The organism is Rhizobium sp. LjRoot98, from assembly GCF_964252935.1.
In the GTDB taxonomy this organism is placed as follows: Bacteria; Pseudomonadota; Alphaproteobacteria; order Rhizobiales; family Rhizobiaceae; genus Pararhizobium.
On record NZ_CAXUPW020000012.1, the window covers coordinates 54,790 to 79,286 of the forward strand.

Here is a 24,497-nt window from a genome sequence, read left to right on the forward strand (position 1 = left end):
GCTCGTGTCGGCTGGCGAAGCGACCTAGCATCTGTAAGATTTTACGGGCTTCGGCCTTGTCAATGTCGCTTTTTTGCAATGCTCGTCGACGTCATAAGCTGGCTTGGTGTGATGGCCGGTTTGACGATTATCAATGTGTTTGGTCATGGCACGATCCTCCTGCCAAAAAACCAATAAGCAGTTCCGATGTTCCCATACCCACGGCGGTTCAGAGCGTTTTTCGTTCGATTGAGTTACCTGTTTCGTCGCGACAGTGTGCCCCGTGCAGTCAGACGGCTGGAACTCGGATGCGGCAATTCGCATTTCTTACCCAAGTCACAGAAGTGAGGGCAATCATGCACCAACTGGACCGAGCGATTGAAATTGCCCTGGAGGCACATGCGGGCCAGACCGACAAGGCGGGCGAGCCCTACTACCTTCATTGCAACCGCGTTGCAGGTGCCGTGTCCACCATCGACGAAAAAATCGTCGCCTATTTACACGATGTCGTGGAGAAAGGTGGCTGGTCAATCGAGCGATTAAAGTCGGAGGGCTTCTCCGATCCAATCGTCTTCGCTGTGGACGCCTTAACAAAGCGTGAGGGCGAGAGCGATGAAGCGTTTGTGCGCCGGGCGGCATCGGATGGTTTAGCCAGACCTGTCAAAGAAGCTGATCTGAATGACAACTTCAAACAGGCGGAGGCCGCTGGGCTCGATGCAGCCAAATTTCTCGATGGCTTGAAGACCTTGAGCGAGACCGGCAAAGACGGGCAGAACAACGACCCATCCAGGCAGTGACGGGCGTTTAACTAAACGATCCCACGGCCGGTAACTCCGCCTTTTTCTCTACGCCGGGATCATCGGGAAAAGCTTGGTCTTCAAACCAGAGACTGTGGACCAGGTCACGCCAATTCATCGCGTCAGCGAATGATCTCAGCGTCACGACATTATAGGTCGTGTTGCGTAAAGCGTCCGCCACATCGAGTGCGATAAAAGGCCCATCCTCAAGGATCAGCAGTGTACGATCTGTCCGGGCGTCCATCCGATTAACCTCCGACACCCAAAACGCGATTCTGAGATAATCGAACCAATGTCGTGGTTCACGAGTGATTTGCGGCGAAATACACAATCGGAGCGCTAACCGATTGGCAGCCGAGACACCAACACGCTACCGATTTCAACAGGCTCTTCAGGCATCACCCTTATCGAGTGAATGGCCACCGAGCCTCATCGCAGTAACGCGCACAGGCGCGATAATTGGGACTGTGCCCAGCCGCGAGCCGTTGACTGCGTGCCTTCCAGACCAGACAGGAGGGCACCGATTTCACCGCTGATTTGAAGGTCGGAACCCACAAGAAGACATCCTTCAGTGTCGAAAGTCATAGTGGCCGTTACCTCACTGTCGACTGAAGGCATCTGGATCAGAGAGTCCGCGCCGAATTCGCAGGTCAGCAACGCTCTTGCCGTGACGGAACGGATGCCACTCGGAAAGGAGCACATGTCCGCCGAGATAAGCTGAAATTTGGCGGTGTGGTTAGGGCCGACCGGTATTTGTTCGCACAGTTGGAGAGCGGCAACTGAACGTGCGATCCCGGGCCATTCGGGGTTGTTAAGGGCTGACCGGCATTCTGCTTTCGCTGGTACGGCAAACGAACACGTCGCTGCTATAAAAATGCAGGGAGCGATTGTTCCGTTCGAATGCCAGTTCCTCATGGAAGTCCCCTCTGTGCAGATCGGACTTAGCACCTTCCTAAGTCGTCTTTACGGCGAGCTAGTAAAGGGCCCCCAAAATTGCGATACGATGGCTCCAACGCCTCATGGCATTCTTAAATGGTTTGGATTTCCTCCGACGGACTGATCTTGCGTCCGTTTCCCGTGAATGGTGTCCAGCTTCAGCATTGATCCTGGTTACCATTAGCGTCCGGCAAAGTTTCCCTTGTACCATTTGTTCCATTGGTGTCCCCGACCACGCTCTCGTGGATCAAACCACTCGCCACCGAAACGGTTCATGAATTTTTCGGCATCCTCTTTTAGCGAAAAGCACTGAACGACGAACGTCTTGTCATCGTGGAACAGAGAATGGCCGCGCACATACCGCGAAAGTCCCTTGCAGAACTCGTCCTGGACTTCGCTCTGCTTGCCTGTGCAAAGAGCGCCATCTAGTGCAATTTGAAATGGCCACCCGCGATCAATGCCAACCGCAGTCAGCACTCCCTTACGAGCGCTCATAATTTGTTTCCCGTCGGTTCTAGGTCGGAATATGCCATCGAACCAGAGCATTTGCCAGAACCGACGAATGATCAGCCTTCAGCCTTTTGGTTCACGACAGACGTCGCAATCGTGGTGAGCGCCAAATCTGTGGCCTTTTCCTCTTCGAGCGTTGACTGCAGTATCTCGGCAGCTTCCTCCTGCCCGAGTTTCAGCGCCCAGGTGCGAAGCGTACCGTATCGCGACATTTCATAGTGTTCGACTGCTTGGCCCACCGCCAGGAGACCGGCATCTAGGGCTGGGGAACCCTCATATTCTTCCATAATCTCGGCTCCCTCGTCGGTTATACCCAGAATGGCGTCACAGGGCTTGGCTTCGGGCGCGGCACCAATGACGTTGAAAATTGCTTCCAAGCGGCTCACGTGGATTTTCGTCTCGTCGAGGTGCTTGCGGAATGCCGACTTCAGCTGTTTATTCGTCGCAGCTTTCTCCATTACGGGAAGGGTTGCGACGATCTTCTGCTCAGCGAAGTAGACGTCCTTGAGCGTGTCGAGGAAAAGGTCTTCGAGCAATTTTGGCATGTGATTTTCCTTGAAATGGTGCACCCGACGACCGGGAAACTTAGCACTGACAACCAACCGACCGGATCATTGTTCCATTGGAGGGAAACCGTATCGGCCGAGGCAGGCGCTTTGAAAAGCCGCCTCTTGAAGACCAGTGAATCCGCGACATCTCTATAATTGGAGGTGACTATGAAAAACGACTGGACACGACAGCGAGCGGAGCGCGGCACGGCCATTTCGGTGGACGAATTCGCTAGGAGAGGCGGATTGGCGAAAAAGAGGCCGAACGTCTGTTCAAGATTTCCGGCCCCTCCGAGACAGACTTGAAGATTCTCATGGAGGCGAAGGACCTTCCGCCGATTCCGGCTTGTAACGATCCACTGTCGGTCAAAGTGGCCCGCCTGAGCGGCGTTCACTCAACTCTGCCATCAACAGCCGATGAGATGATCTGAATCGCTGACGCTCCACAGCAATGGGGCCGCCATTGTCGTTCTTAGCTGTTGACGATCACTGATTTGCAGTACACTCCCATACAACTGGATTCGATTGGACACGGATGGGCTACCTTACTTCCATCGCCAGCAGAACGTTATACCTTTTTTAAGGAAAGAGCGTGGATCAGGGCGGCGCGATCTGTTTTCGCACAGGCATCGACGGTGAAACGCTCGTTCTGCTTATGTGAACTCGTGGGGCGAAGCGATGCGTCATTCCAAAGGGCAATCTCGAACCCGAAAAGCCTCACAAGTGTGCCGAGCGAGCGGCAGGTGAGGAAGCAGGCATAATCGGCAAAACCGACAAAGCTTCGATGGGTTACTTCGCTTACGTGAAAGATACCGAAACACCGCCCTATATCGTCAATGTATTCCGTTTGCGCGTGGAATCGGTCGCCAAGCGCTTTCGTGAGGAAGGTCAGCGCGAGTACCTTTGGGTCCCACCTGGCGAGGCAGCGCGTATGGTTCAGGAGCCGGAATTGCAAAGCATCCTCCGACGCTTCGCTAATGAGGCCGGGACAACCGAGAAATTTACTTGAGATACCATCTTTCCAATGGTCCCGTGATAATCGAGGGCAATCGAGGACATTAGTGCCGGCGCTGCGAATGCCTTGTGATCATTCTTAGCCCCGGACGCCGGGTGTGATGGTAGGACGTATAGCATTGCCCCCTCGACGGGTTCCTAACTTCGCCATGCCTTAATAAGCGGCCCAGACGAACCTTGAACCGGGTCAGTATCCGGGAGGCGCAGACCCAAAAGCGTGGATCGCATCTGGGGTGATGGTGCGGCGGTCTGTATATCGGCACGCTGACCAACCGGATATGCGCCTACGACCTCGAAGTCTGGCGCGCTTCCCAGGTTCATGTGTCCGGTCCCGGCGGGCAAAACCAAGCAATCACCCTTCACGACTTCAATTGCGCGGCCATCTGGTCCCCCGATTAACAAGGTCGCGTTTCCCTGACCGACACCTAAGACCTCGTGAGCACCTGAATGATAGTGCTGGTAGTCGAAAACGCCGTTTCTCCAAATGCCCGTCCATTGGTTCATTTCGAACAGCTCCTCGAAGCCGGCGGGACACGGTCTATTTGATAAGGCGTTCTTATAGATCAGAACTGGGAGCCTTGGGTTGTTCGGGACCCATCCACTGCCGGGAAAAATGATCTTCTCGAACTCCATGTAGATTCCCTCCTTAGTAGAACACACTGGTTCAGGCACTACCCGTTGTTATTCGCCTTTTGGCTCGTCGCTCTCATCGTTGAGTGAGGGAAGGAAGCTCTCTACGTCACGTTTTTCACGGTCCGATAGTGAGGAGATACGCTCTTTCCAAAACTTGGCAGCCTCCGGCGTTTCGCCCTCCCAATTTCGCGATGAGCCAAGATTGTCGTCGATCACTGCTACACGGCGACCGCCTAGTCGCCGATATTCGTCTGCGAGGTTTTTCGATGCGTTTTCCACGTTTTCCTCCTACATTCAGTCGCCCTGGGAGCGACTGTCTGAGTGGAGAACGAGGTGCGTAGCTATCTGTTCCCGGAATTCAAGAACGGTGTAGGTCTACCGCCACCTTCTAATGGTAGGAGCCGCTGGGGGCACGGGGAGCATGGCAGGTGCGGGACACCAGGAGATGACCGGATATTATTCCGCGAAGACGGTCGGGTCTGGAGACGATGAACGCCGTATGTGGAGAGGTGGAGGGGGGAAGCCGTATCAAAAGAACAACCGGCAGCCCCAGCACATTGCAGACGGCAATGAAGCAAACGCGGATCGACGACATGAAGCCCCATCATCGCACCTTTTTCACCCAGTTTGCCGTTGCCGTTTCTCTTGGCGGATTGATTGCGAGGCTTCCTGACCTTCAGACAAAGTTCGGGTTGAGCGAAGGGCAGCTGGGAATTTTGCTGATTTCGCTGTCGTCGGGAGTGCTGACCGGCCTCACGTTCTCCGTCAGCTTCGTAGAACGCCTGGGCGCGAAATGGACAGCGCTCGTTCGGTCTTGGGCGCATCATTTCTTTTTGCTGCTATCCCGTGGATGCTGTCCGCGCCTTTGGCCGCTCCCTTGTTCTTTGTGGCAGGCATTCTTACCGGCATGTTCGAAATCAACTCAAACATCGAGACGGATCGGCACGAGGCTGTTTTAGGATACAGGATCATGAGCCGCGCCCACGGCCTATGGAGTCTGGGATTCTTCCTCTCGGCTCTCATAGCCGCCGTGTTCCGACAAGCCGACACTTCCATCGAAATTCATATGATGATTGTCGTCGGATGCATTATGCTTGCTGGGGCAACTGTTCTTTCAAAGGTGGAAAGCGCACCTCATCGGCCTGTCCATCAAACGGGCGAAAATCCGCTGATCTCATTCCCAACCGTTGGATTGATGCCGTAGTGCTTGGTCGGCGCTGCTCCGCTTTTTGCCGAGGGTGCAAGTGTCGACTGGTCGGCAATCTATGGTCGATGCGGGACAAGTCACAAAAGAAGATTTGCGTGAAGATCTACCACTGTTTCCGCACGACGTCGAAAGTCTGACGGGTCTGCCATCCGGATGGCTAAGCCTGCAGGCCGCGAGAATCGTCGAGCTTAAGCCCGTCGCGACGCCGCGGGACAACCTCGGAGGGCCAAAAGGAGAAGTAATTCCGATCAAACGGAACAGCGAGTAACAAGCCATTTGTCTCCCACCCTAGCCAGCCGCTTGTTAGATATCGGAATTTATTGCTGAGCGGACGACATTTCCGCTGTGTCGATGGGTAGGATTCTCTCTAAGCCAAGGCGGCTGGGATAAACACCAGCATATTCAGCGGATGTCGGTAACCTAGTTATCGACCTACCACTATCGAGATGCTCTCTCGCTATCCGGGCTCGATTGAATCCAATAGTTCGACTATATTCTCTCAATGCCACAGGAAATAAAAATGAAGCCGAATTCCTCTGAGTCTCCAACGAAACGCGAGCCCCGCGTTTCTGTGAAGTCGCGTGCGCTAAAATCAGCGAGCTACGTCAAGGTGACTTTCGGCGATGTGACTGTCGCAGGAAATCGGCCGAGCGCCGAGAGCATCCAAGCAAACGTAGAGCGAAGCACGGATGCGCTCGCGCGCATTGGCAAAAAGCTCGTCAAGCCGGGCGTGAAACTATCCAAGAAAAAAGGGATTCCTAGGTTCTCTGTTGACGAGGACGACCCCACGATCTTCGTAAGGGTTTTGGATGGGCACGTGGATCGCGGCAGGATGGTCGACGGCGAGTTCGAGCCCATCGGATGAATAATCTCGCCAGCGCTGTGGCGAGCATCGTGGATACCCAACGCGATACCAAAAAGCAGCTAGCGATTATTCTGGCGCTCCTGAAACCTGTCCTGTTGCGGCAGGGTCAATCGATGATGACGTTATTGCCCTCGGCCGTTAAGCGCGCCAGTCCTTCTCTCATCTGACGGATCTGTTCCGCCGTATGACTTTGCCAGTTCACGACCTCTCCGATCACCCGCAACGCGTCTCTCGATCGATAGGAGAGGGTCGGGTTTCCCGGAAATTTCTTGTCGGTCACATTCGGATCATCGAACCAGGCGCCGGTCGGCTCGACGACGTAGATGCGTGCTGGTTTTTCACCCGCAGCTAATTCAGCACCCCAAATCGCCGCATCCATCGTGCTTGTGAAGTAGACCCAAGACAACTGCGTGTCGGCGGCGAAATTGGAAGTGTAGCCGACGGAGATCATATCCCCAGGCCGCAGATCGGCGCGGGTGCCGTGAAAAAACGATTGTGAAAACGTGGTCGCAGCTGCCGACATGGCTCTGTCTCCTTTTGCGCGTGAACGTCGCAGTCTGTGGTGGCATCATTTACTCAGCTCGCACAGCACGGAACCTTCGCACTCTGGCATGCGATCCGCAGGTCTTGTCAGAGCACCAGCGCCGATGGCCATTGCGCGAGTGGTCGAGGAAAAGCCATCCGCAGTTCGGACCTTCGCAGGCCCGGACCGCGCGGCGATCCCGTCCCGATGTCAGCAAGTCCGCCGCCAGCCAGCCAACCCGGATTGCGACGGCGTCCAGTTGGTCTGCAGCGGAGTGACGCCATTCGATCGTGTCATCGACGACGGCCAAACTACGTAGCTCCTGTGCGTGCCTTGCAACCTCGTTGAGCAGCTCAAGGTCTTTTTCGCTGACCGGCTCGTCGCCAGCTTCCGTTAGAAAAATTCGATGCAGGGCCTCTCGCAGTTCCCTGGCGCGGATCAACTCCTTCTTCGCTTCAGAAGGTGACTTTGTCGCCAGCGAAAGCAGGGTGCGTTGCTCTTCGTCGTCAATGACTTCGAGCCGCCGAGCCCAGGTGACCAGGTCGCTGTAGCTGTTCAAAAACTCCGGACCCCATCGCTCGCCACGGCTATCCACCGTGTTGACAAAGTCGAGTGCGGGATGCCCGCCGAGTAGGCTGATCTCGCCGATGGTTTTTTGTTTGGTCATCACAAGAATATCGGATCGCGGAACGATTTGGGCAAGAGCAAGTTGTAACGGTCTATAACATGTTTATCCGTTACAAGATTGGAAAGCCCGTGTCCTCTCGTTTAAACAAGAACCAGCTCCGCTTTCTCATGCTCTGCGTCATTTGGGGCAGCACATGGATCGCAAGCAAGGCCGGGATCGAATCCGTTCCACCGCTGCTTTTTGCGGCAACGCGCTTCACCGCGGCAGGGCTGTTGTTGCTTGGTTATGGCTGGATGAAGGGCGAGGCTGCGGGCTTGAAGATCGAAGATGGCATCCGCTTCATCGCCGTCAGCATCTTGATGATCACCCTGTGCTACGGACCCCTGTTTTGGGGCATGCAGTTTATAGACACCGGCACGGCCGCTGTCCTCGAGATGTCGCTGACACCCATCGCTCTTTTGTGTTTCGCCCTTCTGTTGCGGGAGGAAAGGCTCGACGTCAGGCGGATCTTGGCGATCCTGCTCGGTGTCTCCGGTTTGGTGGTCTTGTTCTGGCCGTCGATGGGAGGGGGAAGCGGATTGGAGCCCGATGCTTTTCCTGGCGCAAGCTTTTGGGGCGGGCTGGCTGTTGCATCGGCGGCATTCACCTATGGCTACGGCTCTGTGCTGGCGCGGCCGTTGCTGCGATCCTATCCAGCGGTTTTCGTCGCCGGTGTCACGACGCTCGTCGGCGGCATCGCGCTGATGGTCGCAGCACTGATGTTCGAGCCGGGTGCTGTGGCCGCTGTTTCAGGAAACTGGGGCACGACCGCCTGGACGGCCTGGTTCTTCCTTGTGATCTTTGGCTCGCTGGTCGGTTATACGACCTATATGCGGCTGTTGCGAGACATCGGCGCGTCCGGAGCCGGCAGTTACGCTTTCGTTTCGCCTGTGATCGCCGTCGTGCTCGGCGCGCTGTCCTTTTCCGAACAGGTTACGGTTTCCGACGTCATTGGCATCATCGTCATGCTGACCGGCGCCTACCTCGCCATGGCCGAGGCGCCGACTGCCCGACGCGGGCCCATCGAAACCTGACGGGGGGCACGACAGAAAGGTCGAACAATGGAATACCTGAAGGCGACGCCAGAGCATGATAATATCCTTATCACGCATTACCTGGCGATCTGGGACAGTTACGGCACTCCGCCGGATCACTTCTCTCCCGACCCCCAGTTGAAGATCCGTCGTTTCATCAACGAGGGTAGGGACAGCCGCGAGCTTGCTACATTCGTTGCGATGGACGGCACAACCGTCGCAGGGTCCGTCTCGTGCCGGGTTCATCTCTCGCCCTATCCGGACGTCCTTCGACCGGACGTGCACAAGCATGGCTATATCTGGAGCGTCTTCGTAGAGCCGGCGTACCGCCGCCAGGGTATTTCGCGGCGGCTGACAGAGCTCGCCATCGAATACCTCCGATCGATTGGCTGCACGGCCGTCGTGCTACATGCTTCGGAAGCCGGGAAGCCGGTTTATGAGTCTCTCGGTTTCGAGCCTGCCGCGGAAATGCGTCTGACCTTCGATAAAACGGCATCCGAAACTTGACGTTGCTGAGACGACTGATCAGCCCGGAGAGCGTTCACCATGGACTACGATCGCTTGCAGCAGATCCGAAAGCTCCTGTTTTCGAAAGGGCTTCGTCAGCCTTGGTACCTTTGGGTCGATGCCCCGATCTTCCGCATAGCCGGAGATCAAGATCACAGCGGTGCCAGGCCGTCGCAGCCGGGTAATGTCTGCCAGCTCGGTTCCCGTCATCCCCGGCATCAGGTGGTCCGTCACTAGCAGATCGAATTGTATTCCGTTGTCGATCAAGGCGAGGGCATCTTGCGCGGATGCAGCTTCAACGACCTTATAGCCGAGATCGACCAACATGTCGGCGGTGCTCAAGCGGACCAGTTCCTCGTCGTCGACAAGAAGGACCGTTGCGCGAGAAAGGCTGGGCGATGACGTTATTTCAATGTCCGATTCCGCGCCAGGGAGCTCCTCGGCCGTCTGAGGGATCCAGATCTCGATGTCGGTCCCGAAGCCCGGACGGCTGGAAACCTTGAGAGCACCCCCGAGCTGCTGCGCCAGACCGTGCACCATTGAGAGCCCGAGCCCGGTGCCCTTTCCCACGCCCTTAGTCGAGAAAAATGGTTCGACAGCGCGAGCCAGCGTTGCCTGATCCATCCCCGTTCCTGTGTCTGCCACGGAGATCTTGATGTAGTCGCCCTTACGCAATCCCGGCACAACGCCCTCACGAACGTGATCCTCATGGGTGGAGATCCGCAGAGTCCCGCCGTCGGGCATGGCATCTCTGGCGTTCACCGCAAGATTGAGAAGCGCCATTTCCAGCTGGTTTGGATCAGCTTTCGCTGCTGGAAGCGTTGGCGGGGTATCGATGACGACATGAACCTGCGGGCCAGTTGTGCTCCTGATCAGCTCGCCCATTTCCGAAACGAGCTTCACGAAATCGACCGGTATCGCTTGAAGCGGCTGGCGCCTGGCAAATGCCAGCAGTCTCTGAACGAGCGTTTTTGCTCGCTCCGCCGACTGCATGGCGCCGGCGATCATCCTCTGCTCGCGTTCATTTCCAAGTCCTCGCCGTTGCAGCATGTCCAGGCTTCCAAAGATCGGGGTCAGCAGATTGTTGAAGTCGTGGGCAACGCCGCCCGTCAGCTGACCCATCGCTTCCATCTTCTGGCTCTGTCGCAGCGCTTCCTCGGCCGCGCGCAGCTTCTCCTGTTCGCGGATCCGCTCCGTCACGTCATAGACGAACTGATAGGCTCCGATAAGATTGCCTGCGTGATCGCGTAGCGAATTGAATTTCATTTCGTAGAAACGGCGCGCCTGGTTGTGATCGCCGAATTCGCCCGTTTCGGTGAACTGCTCGCCGGCCAGCGCTCTCGCCCAAACAGCTTTTACGGCTGCCTGATGTTCCGGAGTGTCCGCCAGAAGCTCCAGCATGCTCACGCCGACCCGGGGCCTCTTGCCGAAAATGCGTTCGAATTCGTCGGCGGCCGCCTTGTTAATGGCGAGCCACGTTTCGGGCCTGCCGAGCGGCGAGTGGGCCCAGGTGTGTTCGCGCAAGTGGCGCGCGACATTGCCATCTCCCAGAAACAGATCCTGTCCGTGCAATGCCAGCCCTCCTCCCGCTCCGGCTAATTTCGCCCACGACTACGTCCTCCGGGTCAGATAGCGCGACCCGCTCCCGCTTGCCACCGCCTGCGTTAACGAGGTTGTGACGCGCGCGCTCCAAGATACAGGCCCGAAACCCATATCAAAACAAGAAGTTCCGTTCCCCGAGCCGGCTGACGTTGTACGCATACACCCTTCCCGAGGATTGAATGTGCCCCCGCAGACGCCTTACGGATGAACCTGTAGGGCCTGATCGTGCTTCTCCGGGCTCGCGTTCGAGCCTTCATGAAGATGGTGGGGAGGTGCTAGTAGGACGCCGCTTTCAGCTCCCAAGCAGGAAGAGCAGTCTAATTCACGTCCGATTTACGGCAACGTTCTTTGCTCGCGTGTTCGCGAAGCGGACGTGATATCCCATGGTAAGACCACGGTTCAGGTGTCTCTCCGACCAAGGTCCTACATACGGAACCGGCCTCGCATTTGTCCGTTATTTGGCCACGGTCGGATGACCGTTTCAGATGGAGGTTCAAATGCTTCGCAAGGTAATCGTAGGTGCGGCTGTGTCCGCCGCATTGTTGTCAGGCTCGGCGTTCGCCCAGTCGTCCACAGTCAACGGTGCTGCCGGCGGCGCTGTCACTGGCGCCATCGTCGGAGGCCCCGTCGGAGCGGCAGTCGGCGGCGTTGCAGGTGCAGTCGTTGGCACGGCTATCGATCCGCCGCCGCAGAAAGTGGTGACCTATGTACAGGACGCCCCCGTTCCCTCGACGCGCGTCGTCGTCAAGGAAAAGGTCGTGGTTGGTCAGCCGCTCCCCGAAACGATCGTCGTAACGCCTATCCCCGATGATCCCAAATACGCCTATGCGGTCGTCAACGACGAGCGGGTCATTGTCGAGCCGTCGTCGCGCAAGGTGATCCAGGTGATCAAGTGACCCGAAACCGGCAGGTGCGGCCATTGGCGCGCCTGCTGACCTCGCTTTGAATCAGGATTTGTCATGAAGGCAATCGCAACATTGGCATTTGGCATCGCGAGTTCCGTCGGCGCCTGCATCGCTGCTGCTTCGCTTGCTTCCTTCGTAATGGCGGACCCACAGCCCCAGGAGGTCGCCAGTCTGGCCGGGCCAGACCTGTGGACGACTTCCCCTGTCCGCGTTGACCTCAGCAGGCAGCACTACCAGCGTCTGCCGGCTGCCTATTCGAGCTATGTGACCGAAGCGCCCAAAGTGGCTGCCGAAAGCCGTCAGGCGGACCCGTTACAGAAGAAGCCTCAACCAGTCCGGCCCGCGCTGTCGACGGCGCATCTCCAGTGGTGCGTGGAACGCTATCGCTCGTTTGATCCGGCCACCAACAGCTATCGCTCCTACAGCGGCGAGACATGCACCTGCAGATCGCCGTATGGCGCATCGCAGCCCGGTGTGGATACAAGCGTAGCAAACGTGGATGATCGCGACGATGGAGAATCCAGGCTGAACCGTGTCGATGCTGCCTGGTGCGCTGCCCGGTATGCATCCTACAGGGAAGAAGACAACAGCTATCAGCCCTACGGTGGTCCACGCCGCAAATGCGTTCCTCCTTCGCATGCAGATATCGCATCGGCGCAATATGGAACCCGCCGATATTAACCGGGGCTGGCCTAGTCTCCAACGCCGATTCACGTACGACGCCCTTGACGCCGTCTGCGTTTCGTCTTTCAAAGCGGTCGCGGATCCCCGTGTGGCGAGACTTTCAAACGAGGGAATTTCAATGCCGGAACTGCTTCAAACGTCGTCTAACATTTGGCGGGCGGAGCGGGCTGACGAGTTTGCGATCATAATCGACGCGGACGATTATTTTGCCGCGGCGCGGGCGGCGATGAAGTCGGCCAGAAAGTCGATTTTCCTCGTTGGTTGGGATTTCGATGCATCGATTACACTTGGCCGCCCGGGCGAAGAGTTCGAGGGGCCGGCCCACGTCGGCGATTTTCTACTATGGCTGACCAAGGAAAACCCCAACCTCGAGATCAGGCTTCTCCTGTGGAATCCCGGTTTCCTGTCGAATTGGGTGAAACTGTCGAACCTCCCCTACCTTTTGAAGTGGAAGCTCCATCGCCAGATTACCGTCCGGCTCGACGGCAACCATCCGGTTGGCAGTTCGCACCATCAGAAGATCCTGGTGATCGATGATGCGATCGCCTTTTGCGGCGGTATAGACGTTACCGCGGGTCGCTGGGATACGCGCAAACACCTGGACAACGATCCGCTTCGCAAGCGGCCGAATGGGACGGCCTACGGCCCCTGGCATGACGCTTCGAGCTTCTGCGCAGGACCGGCTGCAAAAGCGCTTGGCGACCTCTGCCGCGCAAGGTGGCTATCCGCAGGCGGTGAGCAATTGGCCCACGTCAATATCCCGCATGAGTCACCATCCATCAAAGGCGCGATTTCGTTCGGAGCTGTGACGCTCGGAATTTCCCGCACAAGTCCGGCCTATGGCGATCGGGAAGGCGTCGAAGAGATCGAGCGGCTGTATGTCGACATGATCATGGCGGCCAGGCATGTTATCTACGCGGAAAGCCAATATTTTGCGTCCCGAGTTATCGCTCAGGCTCTCGCCAGACGGCTCTCGGAAGTTGACGGTCCGGAAGTCGTCCTGATCAATCCGGTCAAAGCCGATAATTGGCTTGGTGAACTGGCGATGGACACCGCACGAGCACGCCTGAGGGAGGCACTGCACATTCATGATCCGCACGGACGTTTTCGAATCTATCACCCGGTCACCGCCGACGGCGTACCGATCTACGTCCATTCGAAGTTGATGATCGTTGATGGTCAAGCAATGCGAGTCGGTTCCTCGAACTTCAACAATCGATCCATGCGGTTCGACAACGAGTGCGATGTTGCCTTCGAAGCCGGGCAGGATCGCCACCTGTCCGGCCAACTTCTTCAACTGCGCGATGATCTACTGGCCGAGCACCTCGGCGTTGACCCGGACGAGGTCACCCAGGCTATCGACCGGACGAAATCCGTCATCGAAGCGATCGAGGCGCTGAGGGAAAATCGGCCGGCGGATCAACCCGGAAGCAGACCGACCCTAGTGCCCTATCACACGCCGGAAATATCGGACCTTGGGCAATGGCTTGCGGACAACGAGATCCTCGATCCGGAGGGCCCCGAGGCAGTCATGGAGCCGATCGAGCGGCGGGGGTTGCTTCGAGGACTGCTGACCAGGTCGGCAAAGAGGAACTCGAGATCGCCCGCGAAAGGATCGAGCGGCGTGGTCAAACAGAACTAGAACAGGCGCGAGCATTCCGGGCCTATTGCTCGTTTGGAAGCCAGTGGATCGGCCGGTGTCGCGGCTATTCGACAGCAGTTCTGTCAGCGCCTCCCTTAGGACCTCAGGCATGGCAGGCTTATCCAGCCACCTGCCGTTGGCGAACGCCGGCTCATCTACGTTCGCCCCTGAGTATACGATCAACGGCACGTTCGCTTCTGCCAGCCTTTCGACGACGTCGGTGCAGATCCCATCGGGTAGCCGAGGGTCGACGACGGCAACATCTGGACGGTTTGAGGCGAGCCACCCCATTGCTTCCGTGCGCGTGTTGAACGAGACGACAGACGCCGCGCCGAATTCCCGCAGCGTCTCCTCGAGATCCAATATGATGAAGGGATCGTCTTCGAGGACGAGCACCTGTCCCAGGTTGATCTTCGTTTCCATGCTTCCGACCCTATGATCGGTAGTCTTTCGGCGCAAGTGACGGTTCCGCGAGGGCCAGCCTCAAGCCCTAAACCATTGGCGCCAAACAGCGTTTTTAGCTGATCAAAGAGGTACGGCATGAGCGAAGCAGTAAAGTCCGACATTCATGGCGACCGCCCGGCCGCCGCCTCGAACCAGGGCATAGCCGATCACAGGGAACTGGCGACCTTCGCTTTTCAGAGAACCCGCATGCCGATGGTTTTCGCAGACGCGCGCCAGCCGGACTACCCCATTGTCCTTGCCAACGACGCCTTCCTCGCGCTGACGGGCTACTCGGCCGACGAACTGCTTGGCAAGAACTGTCGGTTGCTGCAGGGCGAGGACACGTCGAGGACGGCCGTTGCGGAAATCCGGGCGATCATCGCGCAGGGCCGCGAGGGAACGGTCGAGATCCTGAACCACCGAAAGGACGGCACCACGTTCTGGAACCAACTCTACCTGAGCCCGATCCGGGACGACGACGGGCGGCTCGCCTATTACTTCGCCTCCCAGATCGACGTTACCGAATACCGCAAGGTCCAGACGCTGGAGGAAGCCGAACACCGCCTGCTTCTTGAAGTCGACCACCGGACAAAGAATGTGCTGGCGATCGTCGACAGCATCGTTCGGCTCAGCCGAACAGATAATGCCGCCGTATACGCAGCATCGGTACAGCAGCGCGTCCAGGCGCTGTCTAGAACCCACATGCTCCTTGCGGAGAACGGATGGCAGCAGGCGTCGCTTCACGACATCGTCACGCTGCAAGTCAAGGCCTTTGGCGATGACAACGTCGAAATATCAGGGCCCACAGTTTCGATCCCCGCGCCGTCCGTTCAACCTTTGGGTCTCGCGATACACGAACTTGCCGCCAACGCCGCCGTTCATGGATCGCTATCGCGCCGCGGAGGTCGACTATCAATCGGTTGGAGCAGGGAAGGCGAGGGCATTGTTCTGCACTGGCGCGAGAACGGAGCCGGCGATGCCCGGGCGACGCCAGGTAAGGGTTTCGGTAACGTGCTGCTAGGGGCCGTACTTGAAAAGCAGCTAGGCGGCAAGATCACGCGCGACTGGCGGGAGGATGGCCTGCGGTTGCGTATCGAGCTGCCATCCCTGGACCGCATCGGTCGCAGCCTTAAAGCAAAGCCGTGAAAGTGGGCGGTTGAAGGACCTTAAATTTCTCGGTCGTCTCTAAACAGTCGACGGCCTGGAAAGCTGCTAACTCTTGCAACCAATTCAACGGCTCTGCGTTTAGGTCCGATTCAGAGGGATTGATTTCCGGGGGATGGATGAGCGAGGGCGCAATAAGCGCTGACCAATGGCGTCAGATCGTCGACAGTGCGGTCGGCACGGCGATTATTACCACCGACCTCGAAGGCCGGGTCACCAGTTGGAACGAGGGCGCCTCACGGATGCTAGGCTGGAGCGCCGCTGACGTTTTGGGGGAAACGCTGGACCGCTTGTTCCCGCCCGGAGAGGGTGCCGCAGCGCTTCGAAAAGAGATGAACGACGCGCTAACGACAGGCCGCGGCGGCGGTACGGAAGGTTGGCGTATCCGTCGCGACGGATCAAAAGTCTGGGCCGTCGGCGAGATGTCGCCGATCCGCGATCAGGCCGGTACGGTGATCGGGTTCACGAAGATCCTGCGGGATCGCACGGAGGAGCGGACGGCTGAGGACGCGATTGCGGCGGAACGCCGTGGGCTCGAGATACTCAATCGGGCGGGCTCCGCCCTTGCGGCCAAGACCAATCTTCAGGAACTCGTCCAGGTCGTCACGGATGCCGGCGTTGAGCTGACCGGCGCTCAATTTGGTGCCTTTTTCTACAATGTCGAGAATGAGGCTGGGGAGAGCTATATGCTCTACACCATCTCCGGGGTGCCAGCCGAAGCCTTCTCCAAGTTCCCAATGCCGCGTAATACCGCAGTGTTCGCTCCGACCTTCGGAGGTGAAGGTATCGTTCGATCCGACGATATCACCGTGGATCCGCGGTACGGAAAGAACACGCCACGTGCCGGAATGCCCGAGGGACATCTTCCTGTTCGCAGCTATCTGGCGGTGCCGGTCATCTCGCGTACCGGAGAGGTGACCGGGGGCCTCTTCTTCGGCCATGCGGATGTTGGTGTTTTCGACGATCGATCGGAACGGGGCCTGGAGGGCCTAGCCGCCGAGGCGGCGGTCGCTATCGACAATGCAAGGCTGTTTCAGGCGCTGGAACGTGAACTCGCGCAACGGAAGAAAGCCGAGACGGAACTTGCCGACAGCGAAGCTCGCTTGCGGCTGGCCACCGAAGCGGCAGAAATCGGCACCTGGGACTATGATCCCGCTTCGAACACGCTCGGCTGGGACGTCCGGTGCAAGCAGCTCTTCGGTTTGTCGGCGGAAGCGACGGTCACCTATGAAAGCTCCTTCCTCGCAGGCATTCATCCCGACGACCGCGAGCGAGCGCATGAGGCGGTGCAGCGGGCGATCGATCCCGAGGGTTCGGGTCAGTACGACATCGAATTTCGGACGGTCGGTATCGAGGACGGCAGGGAACGCTGGATTGCCGCTAGCGGACGCGCCTTCTTCGATACGGTCCAAGATAGTCGCTTTGTCGGCACCGTGATTGACATCACCGTGCGGAAGGCGAGCGAAGAGCGCCTGCAGCAGCTCAACGAGCGTCTCGAAGAGCAAGTGGAAGCCGAGATCGCTAAACGCGCCGAGGCTGAAGAGGCGCTCCGCCAGGCGCAGAAGATGGAGGCTGTTGGACAACTGACCGGCGGTATCGCGCACGACTTCAACAACCTTCTCGCCGGGATCAGTGGGAGCCTGGAAGTTATCGAACGGCGCCTGTCTCAAGGCCGGAGCGATGGGATCGATCGCTTCATAAGGGGTGCACAGACCTCGGCGCAACGCGCCGCGGCGTTGACCCAGCGGCTGCTTGCCTTCTCCCGTCGCCAGACCCTCGATCCCAAACCGACCGACGTGAACCGGCTGGTCTTCGGTATGGAGGATCTCATTACACGCACCGTCGGCCCGGCCATCAAGGTCGAGGTTGTCGGTGCCGCGGGCCTCTGGACGACCAAGGTCGATACCGCCCAGCTAGAGAGCGCGCTCCTCAACCTCGCCATCAACGCGCGCGACGCGATGCCCGGGGGTGGCAAACTGACGATCGAGACTGCGAACAAGTGGCTGGACAACCGCGCCGGGCGGGAGCGCGACCTGCCCCCGGGGCAATATATCTCAGTGTGCGTCACCGACACGGGAACAGGGATCCCGAAAGATATCGCCGACCGGATCTTCGATCCGTTCTTCACGACCAAACCGATCGGTCAGGGCACCGGCCTGGGTCTTTCCATGATCCACGGTTTCGTGCGGCAGTCCGGTGGCCAGATCCGCGTCTACAGTGAGCCGGGCCACGGGACGACTATGTGCCTCTATCTCCCCCGCTATACCGGCGAGATTGCGGACGATGCCGAGGCAGTGGACACACCGATCCCGGAAATGGGTGCCGGCGAAACCGTGCTCGTCATCGACGACGAGCCGACCGTTCGCATGCTCATTGTGGAAGTGCTCGAGGAGGCTGGATACGTGGCGCTCGAAGCGGAAGACGGTCCGTCGGGACTGAAAATCCTTCAATCCGACGCCAGGATCGATCTTCTTATCACCGATGTCGGGTTACCCGGTGGCTTGAACGGTCGTCAGGTCGCCGACGCTGCCCGTCTCACTCGGCCGGACCTGAAGGTTCTGTTCGTCACGGGTTTCGCGGAGAACGCGGCTGTCGGCAATGGTCATCTTGAACCCGGCATGGAGGTGATCACCAAGCCGTTCGTGATGACCGAGCTGGCCAACAAGGTCACCGACATGATCGAAAATCGGCATACGGGTGCTTGATCCACGCTTGTTGTCTCGTGCCTTGGCTGCCTCCGTCGCAGGACTCCAAGAGCAGAAGTGGGAAATGTCCCCAAGATGCGTTATCAGTTGGTCTCTCATCTGGCGGAGGGTTTATGTCCTCCGATATGTCGCGTCTGCGCCCTGGCACCGCACTGTCCGCGCTAGAAGAAAAGAGCGCCCCCATGTGTGTTGAGCGCCCTCGTTTTCGTGATCCAAGATCCTTCGGGCACGTTCCCTTGTAACCTATCCACCCATTTCTTATCTTTCAGATATCACTCACATAGTCACAGCCACGGGCGGCATTCTCGAACGTCGACCGTTTCGCGCGTTAACGCCTGCCATCCTTCTGTGCCCACCTAGGATTTCAATTGAACAAAGCAGATATCGTCGCCCCGCCGGCGGCGCCGAAGCCTCGCGACAGCGGTAAGGGCACCGAGAAGAAACACAAATCAATATCCCTGCCTGCTCACCCGTGCGGAACTTCAAGCGATCATCGCCGAGCAACTGGGCTAAGACGGAAGGGTTTTACCTGCCACCGACCTAAGGGGCACCGACCCGGCAGATTATGAAAGGGCACATCATGGAAGAACTAGACAGCATTACGGTTTCGAACGAGCGGCTTGAAGATTGCCGCGATGTCATCGAGCCGGACCTGCAGGATCTGATCCGCGCTACGATCGCCTCCGGCTTTTCGGCGGAGGAGGTGCTTATCACCATCAGCGAACTTGTGGCAGAGGATTTTGCCGCGGTCGTCAAAGTCCCCAGCGTTCATTGAGGCGGAGTATTGCCCATGGCTTTCCCAGCGCAAGCAGATCTGTTTGGGGAAGCGGAACCGGCACTGCCGTCAGGTTTCCGCTACCAACCCGATGTCGTTCCCAAAGACGTTCAGTCGGTCCTCCTGCGAGAACTACCGCAACTGCCGCTGAAACCCTTCGACTTCCATGGCTTCGAAGGCAAGAGGAGGGTGATCTCGTATGGCTGGAAATTCGACTTTGACACCCAGCAGGTGAGGCGGACCGAAGACATCCCGCCGTTTCTTTTGCCTGTACGATCGATTGCCGCAGCCTTTGCCGGTATCGCGCCGGACCAGCTGCAGCAGGCTCTGGTGACCGAGTATGCTCCCGGCGCGCCGATCGGCTGGCACCAAGACAAAAACGTCTTCGGCCGGATCATCGGGGTTTCTCTGTTGTCGGCCGCCACGTTCAGGCTTCGGCGCCGTTTCGGCGACCGATGGGAACGCGCCTCGGTTATTGCCGAACCAGGCTCAGCCTACGTGCTTTCGGGACCTGCGCGCAGCGAATGGGAGCATTCCATCCCGCCTGTCGATCAGCTTCGCTATTCGATCACCTTCCGGGAAATCGTCTGACCGACAGGTGCCAGGTTGGCCGCGCTGTCGGCGGGCTAATGATGGGCGTGCTCGGCGTTGCGTTTTCGCGTTGCTGCAGCCTTCTTCGCCGACGCCGAGCGATCGGCAGCAGATCGAGACGCAGCGGCCTTCCCGCCCTTCTCGCCGCCTTTGTGGGCTGCGGGATGACTGGTATGCTTTCCATGTCCGGATCCGCCGGTCTTTTTGCCGCCGCCGTCGTCCTTGTTGACGGTCGCCCACGCGCGACGTTCGGCCTCTTTTTCCGAAACCCCGCGCTCCTCATAGCTTTCGGCGATATGATCTGCCTTGCGTTCCTGCTTGTCCGTGTATTTCGACTTGTCACCTTGGGGCATGATGCTTCCTCCTGCATTGATGATCAAACGAACGAACCCTTCCGCAGTTGGTTCCCCGATGTCTCGCCGCGATCCGGAACAAACATCTCCAGGCCGCGTTCGCGAATTGAAGATGCAATCAGCGACAAACAGAACCGGGTGTGACGATGACCGACAAAGCCTCTTTGAACGACCCACGCAACCTCTATCCCGCGCCGCCGTTTCCCGACCAGCCGCAAGCTGCACCTGGGCTTGCCCGCAAGATGGATCCCGCCCCCGACCATGGTGAGGAAAGCTATCGCGGGTCCGGCAGGCTCACTGGCCGCAAAGCCTTGGTGACTGGCGGCGATTCCGGGATCGGTCGCGCTGCCGCGATCGCGTTTGCCCGCGAGGGTGCCGACGTGGCCATCGGCTATCTCCCGGATGAGAAAGCGGACGCCGAGGAGGTGATCCGGTTGATCGAGGCGGAGGGCCGAAAGGCGGTCGCGCTGCCGGGCGATATCAAGGAAGAGGCATGGTGCCGCGAGCTGGTTGAAAAGGCCGTTACCGGTCTTGGCGGCCTCGACATCCTCGTGATCAATGCCGGACGCCAGCAGTACCGCGAAAACATCGAGGAGCTGTCGACGGACGATTTCGACAAGACCATGAAGACCAACCTTTATGCGCTGCATTGGATCGCCCAGGCTGCCGTGCCGCACATGCCGGCCGGATCTGCAGTAATTACGACCGCGTCGATCCAGGCTTATCAGCCATCGCCGATCCTGCTCGACTACGCGACGACGAAGGCGGGCATCGTTGCCTATACCAAGGCACTCGCCAAGCAATTGATCGAGCGCGGCATCCGCGCCAACGTCGTTGCACCCGGCCCGGTCTGGACGGTGCTTCAGCCAAGCGGGGGTCAGCCCGACGAGAAGGTCACGAACTTCGGCAAGGACAGCGATTTCGGTCGACCCGGCCAGCCGGTCGAACTTGCTCCTGTCTTCGTGCTCCTCGCCTCGCAGGAAGCCAGCTTCATCAACGGCGAGGTCTATGGCGTGACCGGCGGCAAAGGCGTCGCGTGATAACGCCTGAAGGACGACTATGATTCAGGAAGTGAATTTGAAGCACGTGCACGCTGGTGTGCTCGATATTGCATATTTCGAGCTCGGCCCGGCAGACGGTGTGCCAACGATCCTACTTCATGGGTTCCCCTATGATGCAAATGCCTATGACGGGGTGGCAAGTCGTCTTGCCGCCTCGGGGCACCGCTGCATCGTACCCTTCCTTCGCGGCTACGGCGCCACCCGCTTCCTGTCGCCGGCGACGCCGCGCTCTGGTGAGCAGGCGGCATTGGGCGCGGATCTCCTGTCATTGATGAACGCTCTCGGAATCGAAAAAGCGATCCTCGGCGGTTACGACTGGGGTGGCAGGGCCGCCTGTATTGTCGCCGCCTTGTGGCCTGAAAGGGTGATCGGCCTGGTGAGTGCGGGAACCGGTTACAACATCCAGGATATCGCCGGCGCCGCCAACCCCGGTGCTCCGGACCAGGAAGCGCGGGACTGGTATCAGTATTATTTCCACACCGAGCGGGGTCGGAAGGGTCTTGAGCAGCAGCGGGACCAGATCAGCAGGTTTCTCTGGCAGACATGGTCGCCGTCCTGGTCGTTCAACGATGAAACGTTCGAACGAAGTGCTGCGGCGTTCGACAATCCAGACTTCCTGGATGTCGTCATTCATTCCTACCGCCATCGTTACGGCGTCGTGCCCGGCGATCCGGCCTATGCCGAGGTCGAAGCCCGGCTGGCAGAGCAGCCTGACATTACAATCCCCACCATCGTCCTCCTCGGCGCCGACGATGGTGTCGATCCTCCATCGACCGAGGATAAAGATGCTATCCACTTCAAGGGAACGTATGACCGTCAGATCCTTGCCGGCATTGGCCACAACGTCCCGCAGGAAGCACCCACGATATTTGCAGACGCAGTCCGAGACTTGCGCCCGGACCAACAGCTCCGGGGCCGATGACACGATTACTGCAGTTTCGCCTCGATAGCGCGCCCGACGACGGTCAACTGAAGTGTCGGCTGCCCGCCGATGAAGCTCTCTTCCACCAGCTCCATCATTTCCAGGCGCTCGACCAGCTTTTCGGACAACCGCTTGTCGCCAACCAGCCATCCTTTGCCCGCCTTGCGCTGGCGTCGGAAAAACGCGATCGCACGTAGCGCGTCCCGTTGGCTCCGGGTGAGGTTCTTTGCCGTCTCGGCTGGGCCGGAGTGCTCGAGGGAGGGCAGCATAATTACTCCTTCAGCTCTGTCGACGACGTCGCCGCGGCGGGCCAACTGTTCGATGGCTCCTCAACGTCTTCTGCCGGATCGGGGTCACGGTCGTAAGACAGGCGACGTTTTGCAATGACGTCTTGAAGCGTTTCGATCACCGTGACGGTTCCATGGCCCTCAGTCGCAAACCGGTCGATGATCTCGGCGACAAGATCATCCAGATGCTGAAACAGTCGTTCGGTAGTGTCGGGTCCTTCTGTCACGATCTCCGCTCCTCAGATCTCTATCCGCCGCTGCTGCCAGTCCTTGTATGGCGCCAATAGCTGTCCAGGAAATCGCTCTTCGATTGCGGTTTCAACCATGGCTATCCTGACAAAGACCTCGCTGCTGTCGCGGTCTTCGGAGGGGATATCTTCGCTTTCGTCCTCGAGCTTCTGCATCAGCGCAAACAGTTCTTCGTCGGTCATCGCGGAAAGTTGGTCTGCGAATTCCGCGGCATCAAAATCTTGTCCCTCTGCCATCGTCTGTCGGCTCCTCTGTCCTCGATGGGTCTGGCGATAACGGCCTAGTCGTCAACGAGTTAATCCAGATTGGGTATGGGCGCTGGTGTAGGGCAGATAGAGGCAGCCGATAACAATTCCGTCGATGGCTGGGACGCGACTGCCGATCGTTGGCCGCAACCGGAAAGATGATTGCATACGTCATCCCTGCGACGTCCGGTTGATGCCGCGACCTCCCTACCTGTTAGCGCAGCGTCAGATTCATGCGTTGCGCCCGGTCCGGCCGCAGGGTCACCTTCATGATGGGTTTGGCGGGATGAGGCTCAGTAGCCGCAAGCCGGACCTTCTGAAGCAGCACAGCCAGGATAGCGACGGCTTCCATAACCGCGAAGGCGTTACCGATGCAGACCCGCGGCCCGGCACCAAACGGCATGTAGGTATATCGATGCCGCGCCTTGGCCGACTCCGGGCTAAAACGATCGGGATCAAACACTTCGGGATCCGCCCACAGTGAGGTGTGATGATGAACTGCGTAGATCGGCACGATCAACACCGTTCCGGTCGGAATAAGATAATCGCCCAGCTGGAAATCCCGCAAAGCGGTCCGCGTGATGATCGGTGCAGGGGGATAAAGGCGCATGGCTTCCGAGAAGGCCTGTCGCGTATAGACCAATTTCGACACGTGCTCCGCGCTAACCGGCTGACTCTCTGTCACCGCGTCAATCTCGGCGAGAACCTTAGCCTCGATCTCCGGATGCCGAGCTAGGAGATCATATGTCCAGGTGAGCCCGAGCGCGGTTGTTTCGTGACCAGCTGTGATGAAGGTCATGAGGTTGTCGACGATCTCCGCGTCGCTCATTGTTCGTCCGGTTTCCGGATCTGCGGCCGACAAAAGCATGTTCACAAGATCGTGGCGGTCATCCGGGTGTTTGCGCCTCGTCTCGATCACGCTCAGCAGGCTGGACCGCAGAAACTCGACGGCTGCCTCGGCCTTGCCGCGACCGGGGTACGGTATCCATTCGGGTGCGCGCAAAAGTCCAAGCGCGAACGTCCAGCCAGTCGGCTTGAGGAAGTCGGAAATGCCTTTCTCGACCCGTTCGACATCAATGCCATGGCCACCGGACATCATCGTCTCGACGATAATGTCGAACGTGGTCCGCATCATCTCGTGGCCGACGTCGATCGTTCTATTGCCCATGCCAATCCACCTGTCGCGCGTGCGCTGAGCCACTGCAATCATCGTCGGTTGCAGTTCGAGGAGTTTGTCGTGCCGGAACGCACCGGCGACGGACTGCCGTTGCCATTTCCAGTGGGAGCCATCGGCGGTCAACAAGCCTTGACCGAGCGCCGGTCCGAGCGCCCGCCTAACCTGATCGCCCTTCCCCAGCGTGTCAGCATTTTTCACCAACGCCTCATGGATCAACACCGGGTCGGCCAGGTAGACCTTCAGTTCTCCGGCAGTCTTCGAAAACACTACCGGTTCCGTGAAGATCGACGGCGGAAGCGCGTCGAGCGGATTACGTACGATCGCCAGTAGAGCACCGAGCGTCGACTGCGGCGTCAGCGGAAACGTGGTCTTCGGCATGCCGTCATTCAGAGCTTTGGTATCCATCGCTACATCCTTGCCCGCCAACTCGGCGTAATCTATGAGTAAGGTGCTTACCTTAAAGAGTTAAGG

Annotated in this window: 27 protein-coding genes and 2 pseudogenes; 15 read left to right on the top strand and 14 right to left on the bottom strand. The window is 58.5% G+C overall.

All coding sequences use genetic code 11. From position 1 onward, the window contains the following. Positions 1–335 precede the first annotated feature (335 nt). On the top strand, positions 336–776 hold the full coding sequence (locus tag ACSQ3J_RS26430; protein ID WP_060504963.1) for an HD domain-containing protein: 441 nt from the start codon (positions 336–338) through the stop codon (positions 774–776). 7 nt (positions 777–783) lie between these two features. Here the strand turns inward: ACSQ3J_RS26430 and ACSQ3J_RS26435 are convergent, their stop codons facing one another. From ACSQ3J_RS26435 to ACSQ3J_RS26445, 3 genes are all read right to left on the bottom strand, one after another. Continuing rightward, the gene (locus ACSQ3J_RS26435; protein WP_060504964.1) at positions 784–1,020 is read right to left on the bottom strand and encodes a hypothetical protein; all 237 of its coding nucleotides are present in this window, start codon (positions 1,018–1,020) and stop codon (positions 784–786) included. Between the two features lie 872 nt (positions 1,021–1,892). After that, positions 1,893–2,207 carry a hypothetical protein gene (locus ACSQ3J_RS26440; protein ID WP_060504982.1) on the bottom strand — a complete coding sequence of 105 codons (315 nt, stop codon included), beginning with the start codon at positions 2,205–2,207 and terminating at the stop codon, positions 1,893–1,895. 71 nt (positions 2,208–2,278) lie between these two features. Further along, on the bottom strand, positions 2,279–2,767 hold the full coding sequence (locus ACSQ3J_RS26445) for a YciE/YciF ferroxidase family protein (RefSeq protein ID WP_060504966.1): 489 nt from the start codon (positions 2,765–2,767) through the stop codon (positions 2,279–2,281). A 688-nt stretch (positions 2,768–3,455) separates the two neighbouring features. Here ACSQ3J_RS26445 and ACSQ3J_RS26450 point away from each other — a divergent pair. Then, a complete protein-coding gene (locus ACSQ3J_RS26450) occupies positions 3,456–3,779 on the top strand; it encodes an NUDIX domain-containing protein (protein WP_162246378.1) in 324 nt (107 codons plus the stop codon). A gap of 143 nt (positions 3,780–3,922) precedes the next feature. Here ACSQ3J_RS26450 and ACSQ3J_RS26455 read toward each other — a convergent pair whose 3' ends face one another. Then, entirely contained in the window at positions 3,923–4,417 is a 495-nt protein-coding gene (locus ACSQ3J_RS26455; RefSeq protein ID WP_060504968.1) for a hypothetical protein, read from the bottom strand. Positions 4,418–4,465: 48 nt separating this feature from the next. After that, on the bottom strand, positions 4,466–4,696 hold the full coding sequence (locus ACSQ3J_RS26460) for a hypothetical protein (RefSeq protein WP_082512195.1): 231 nt from the start codon (positions 4,694–4,696) through the stop codon (positions 4,466–4,468). A gap of 314 nt (positions 4,697–5,010) precedes the next feature. Between ACSQ3J_RS26460 and ACSQ3J_RS26465 the strand changes: the two are divergent. Together ACSQ3J_RS26465 and ACSQ3J_RS26470 are read left to right on the top strand one after the other, a co-directional pair. After that, positions 5,011–5,690 (top strand): annotated as a pseudogene (locus tag ACSQ3J_RS26465) (MFS transporter); the annotation flags it as partial. A 454-nt stretch (positions 5,691–6,144) separates the two neighbouring features. Further along, positions 6,145–6,489, top strand: coding sequence for a hypothetical protein (locus ACSQ3J_RS26470; protein ID WP_060504970.1), 345 nt, complete (start codon positions 6,145–6,147; stop codon positions 6,487–6,489). Between the two features lie 106 nt (positions 6,490–6,595). On the opposite strand, the gene arr is transcribed toward ACSQ3J_RS26470, so the two are convergent. Then, positions 6,596–7,012, bottom strand: coding sequence for an NAD(+)--rifampin ADP-ribosyltransferase (gene arr / locus ACSQ3J_RS26475; protein ID WP_060504971.1), 417 nt, complete (start codon positions 7,010–7,012; stop codon positions 6,596–6,598). Positions 7,013–7,061: 49 nt separating this feature from the next. Continuing rightward, a complete protein-coding gene (locus ACSQ3J_RS26480) occupies positions 7,062–7,679 on the bottom strand; it encodes a CGNR zinc finger domain-containing protein (protein WP_060504972.1) in 618 nt (205 codons plus the stop codon). 89 nt (positions 7,680–7,768) lie between these two features. On the opposite strand from ACSQ3J_RS26480, the gene ACSQ3J_RS26485 reads away from it, so the two are divergent. Together ACSQ3J_RS26485 and ACSQ3J_RS26490 are read left to right on the top strand one after the other, a co-directional pair. Continuing rightward, complete coding sequence (locus tag ACSQ3J_RS26485; RefSeq protein WP_082512197.1) at positions 7,769–8,713, top strand: DMT family transporter; 945 nt, start codon at positions 7,769–7,771, stop codon at positions 8,711–8,713. A 27-nt stretch (positions 8,714–8,740) separates the two neighbouring features. After that, positions 8,741–9,220 (top strand): GNAT family N-acetyltransferase, encoded by a 480-nt coding sequence (locus ACSQ3J_RS26490; protein WP_060504974.1) that lies wholly within the window; start codon positions 8,741–8,743, stop codon positions 9,218–9,220. Between the two features lie 18 nt (positions 9,221–9,238). On the opposite strand, the gene ACSQ3J_RS26495 is transcribed toward ACSQ3J_RS26490, so the two are convergent. Next, positions 9,239–10,792, bottom strand: a complete 1,554-nt coding sequence (locus ACSQ3J_RS26495; RefSeq protein ID WP_436040669.1) for an ATP-binding protein — start codon at positions 10,790–10,792, stop codon at positions 9,239–9,241. 527 nt (positions 10,793–11,319) lie between these two features. Between ACSQ3J_RS26495 and ACSQ3J_RS26500 the strand changes: the two genes are divergently transcribed. The 3 genes from ACSQ3J_RS26500 to ACSQ3J_RS26510 all read left to right on the top strand — a co-directional run bounded on the left by ACSQ3J_RS26500 (position 11,320) and on the right by ACSQ3J_RS26510 (position 14,053). Next, entirely contained in the window at positions 11,320–11,718 is a 399-nt protein-coding gene (locus ACSQ3J_RS26500) for a DUF1236 domain-containing protein (RefSeq protein WP_436040670.1), read from the top strand. A 63-nt stretch (positions 11,719–11,781) separates the two neighbouring features. Continuing rightward, a complete protein-coding gene (locus ACSQ3J_RS26505; protein WP_436040671.1) occupies positions 11,782–12,408 on the top strand; it encodes a BA14K family protein in 627 nt (208 codons plus the stop codon). A gap of 121 nt (positions 12,409–12,529) precedes the next feature. After that, the gene (locus tag ACSQ3J_RS26510; protein ID WP_060504979.1) at positions 12,530–14,053 is read left to right on the top strand and encodes a phospholipase D-like domain-containing protein; all 1,524 of its coding nucleotides are present in this window, start codon (positions 12,530–12,532) and stop codon (positions 14,051–14,053) included. Between the two features lie 165 nt (positions 14,054–14,218). Here ACSQ3J_RS26510 and ACSQ3J_RS26515 read toward each other — a convergent pair. Then, a pseudogene (locus tag ACSQ3J_RS26515) lies at positions 14,219–14,476 on the bottom strand (response regulator); the annotation flags it as partial. A gap of 117 nt (positions 14,477–14,593) precedes the next feature. On the opposite strand from ACSQ3J_RS26515, the gene ACSQ3J_RS26520 reads away from it, so the two are divergent. The 4 genes from ACSQ3J_RS26520 (at position 14,594) to ACSQ3J_RS26535 (ending at position 19,732) form a co-directional block, all read left to right on the top strand. Continuing rightward, a complete protein-coding gene (locus tag ACSQ3J_RS26520) occupies positions 14,594–15,643 on the top strand; it encodes a PAS domain-containing protein (protein WP_060504980.1) in 1,050 nt (349 codons plus the stop codon). Between the two features lie 137 nt (positions 15,644–15,780). Then, positions 15,781–18,366 carry a PAS domain S-box protein gene (locus ACSQ3J_RS26525; RefSeq protein ID WP_436040672.1) on the top strand — a complete coding sequence of 862 codons (2,586 nt, stop codon included), beginning with the start codon at positions 15,781–15,783 and terminating at the stop codon, positions 18,364–18,366. Positions 18,367–18,946: 580 nt separating this feature from the next. Next, positions 18,947–19,141, top strand: a complete 195-nt coding sequence (locus ACSQ3J_RS26530) for a hypothetical protein (protein ID WP_436040673.1) — start codon at positions 18,947–18,949, stop codon at positions 19,139–19,141. Between the two features lie 15 nt (positions 19,142–19,156). Beyond that, positions 19,157–19,732: an alpha-ketoglutarate-dependent dioxygenase AlkB gene (locus ACSQ3J_RS26535; protein ID WP_060505671.1), complete on the top strand. Its 576-nt coding sequence runs from the start codon at positions 19,157–19,159 to the stop codon at positions 19,730–19,732. Between the two features lie 35 nt (positions 19,733–19,767). Here ACSQ3J_RS26535 and ACSQ3J_RS26540 read toward each other — a convergent pair whose 3' ends face one another. Further along, on the bottom strand, positions 19,768–20,085 hold the full coding sequence (locus tag ACSQ3J_RS26540) for a hypothetical protein (RefSeq protein ID WP_060505673.1): 318 nt from the start codon (positions 20,083–20,085) through the stop codon (positions 19,768–19,770). A gap of 146 nt (positions 20,086–20,231) precedes the next feature. Between ACSQ3J_RS26540 and ACSQ3J_RS26545 the strand changes: the two genes are divergently transcribed. Both ACSQ3J_RS26545 and ACSQ3J_RS26550 read left to right on the top strand, forming a co-directional pair. Beyond that, positions 20,232–21,125 carry an SDR family oxidoreductase gene (locus ACSQ3J_RS26545; protein WP_060505670.1) on the top strand — a complete coding sequence of 298 codons (894 nt, stop codon included), beginning with the start codon at positions 20,232–20,234 and terminating at the stop codon, positions 21,123–21,125. A gap of 37 nt (positions 21,126–21,162) precedes the next feature. After that, on the top strand, positions 21,163–22,068 hold the full coding sequence (locus tag ACSQ3J_RS26550; RefSeq protein WP_436040674.1) for an alpha/beta fold hydrolase: 906 nt from the start codon (positions 21,163–21,165) through the stop codon (positions 22,066–22,068). A gap of 5 nt (positions 22,069–22,073) precedes the next feature. On the opposite strand, the gene ACSQ3J_RS26555 is transcribed toward ACSQ3J_RS26550, so the two are convergent. From ACSQ3J_RS26555 to ACSQ3J_RS26570, 4 genes are all read right to left on the bottom strand, one after another. Next, entirely contained in the window at positions 22,074–22,337 is a 264-nt protein-coding gene (locus ACSQ3J_RS26555) for a hypothetical protein (RefSeq protein ID WP_436040675.1), read from the bottom strand. A gap of 2 nt (positions 22,338–22,339) precedes the next feature. Beyond that, positions 22,340–22,582, bottom strand: a complete 243-nt coding sequence (locus ACSQ3J_RS26560) for a hypothetical protein (RefSeq protein WP_060505669.1) — start codon at positions 22,580–22,582, stop codon at positions 22,340–22,342. Between the two features lie 12 nt (positions 22,583–22,594). Then, the gene (locus ACSQ3J_RS26565; protein ID WP_060505668.1) at positions 22,595–22,840 is read right to left on the bottom strand and encodes a hypothetical protein; all 246 of its coding nucleotides are present in this window, start codon (positions 22,838–22,840) and stop codon (positions 22,595–22,597) included. Positions 22,841–23,063: 223 nt separating this feature from the next. Then, complete coding sequence (locus ACSQ3J_RS26570) at positions 23,064–24,431, bottom strand: cytochrome P450 (protein ID WP_436040676.1); 1,368 nt, start codon at positions 24,429–24,431, stop codon at positions 23,064–23,066. Positions 24,432–24,497 lie beyond the last annotated feature (66 nt).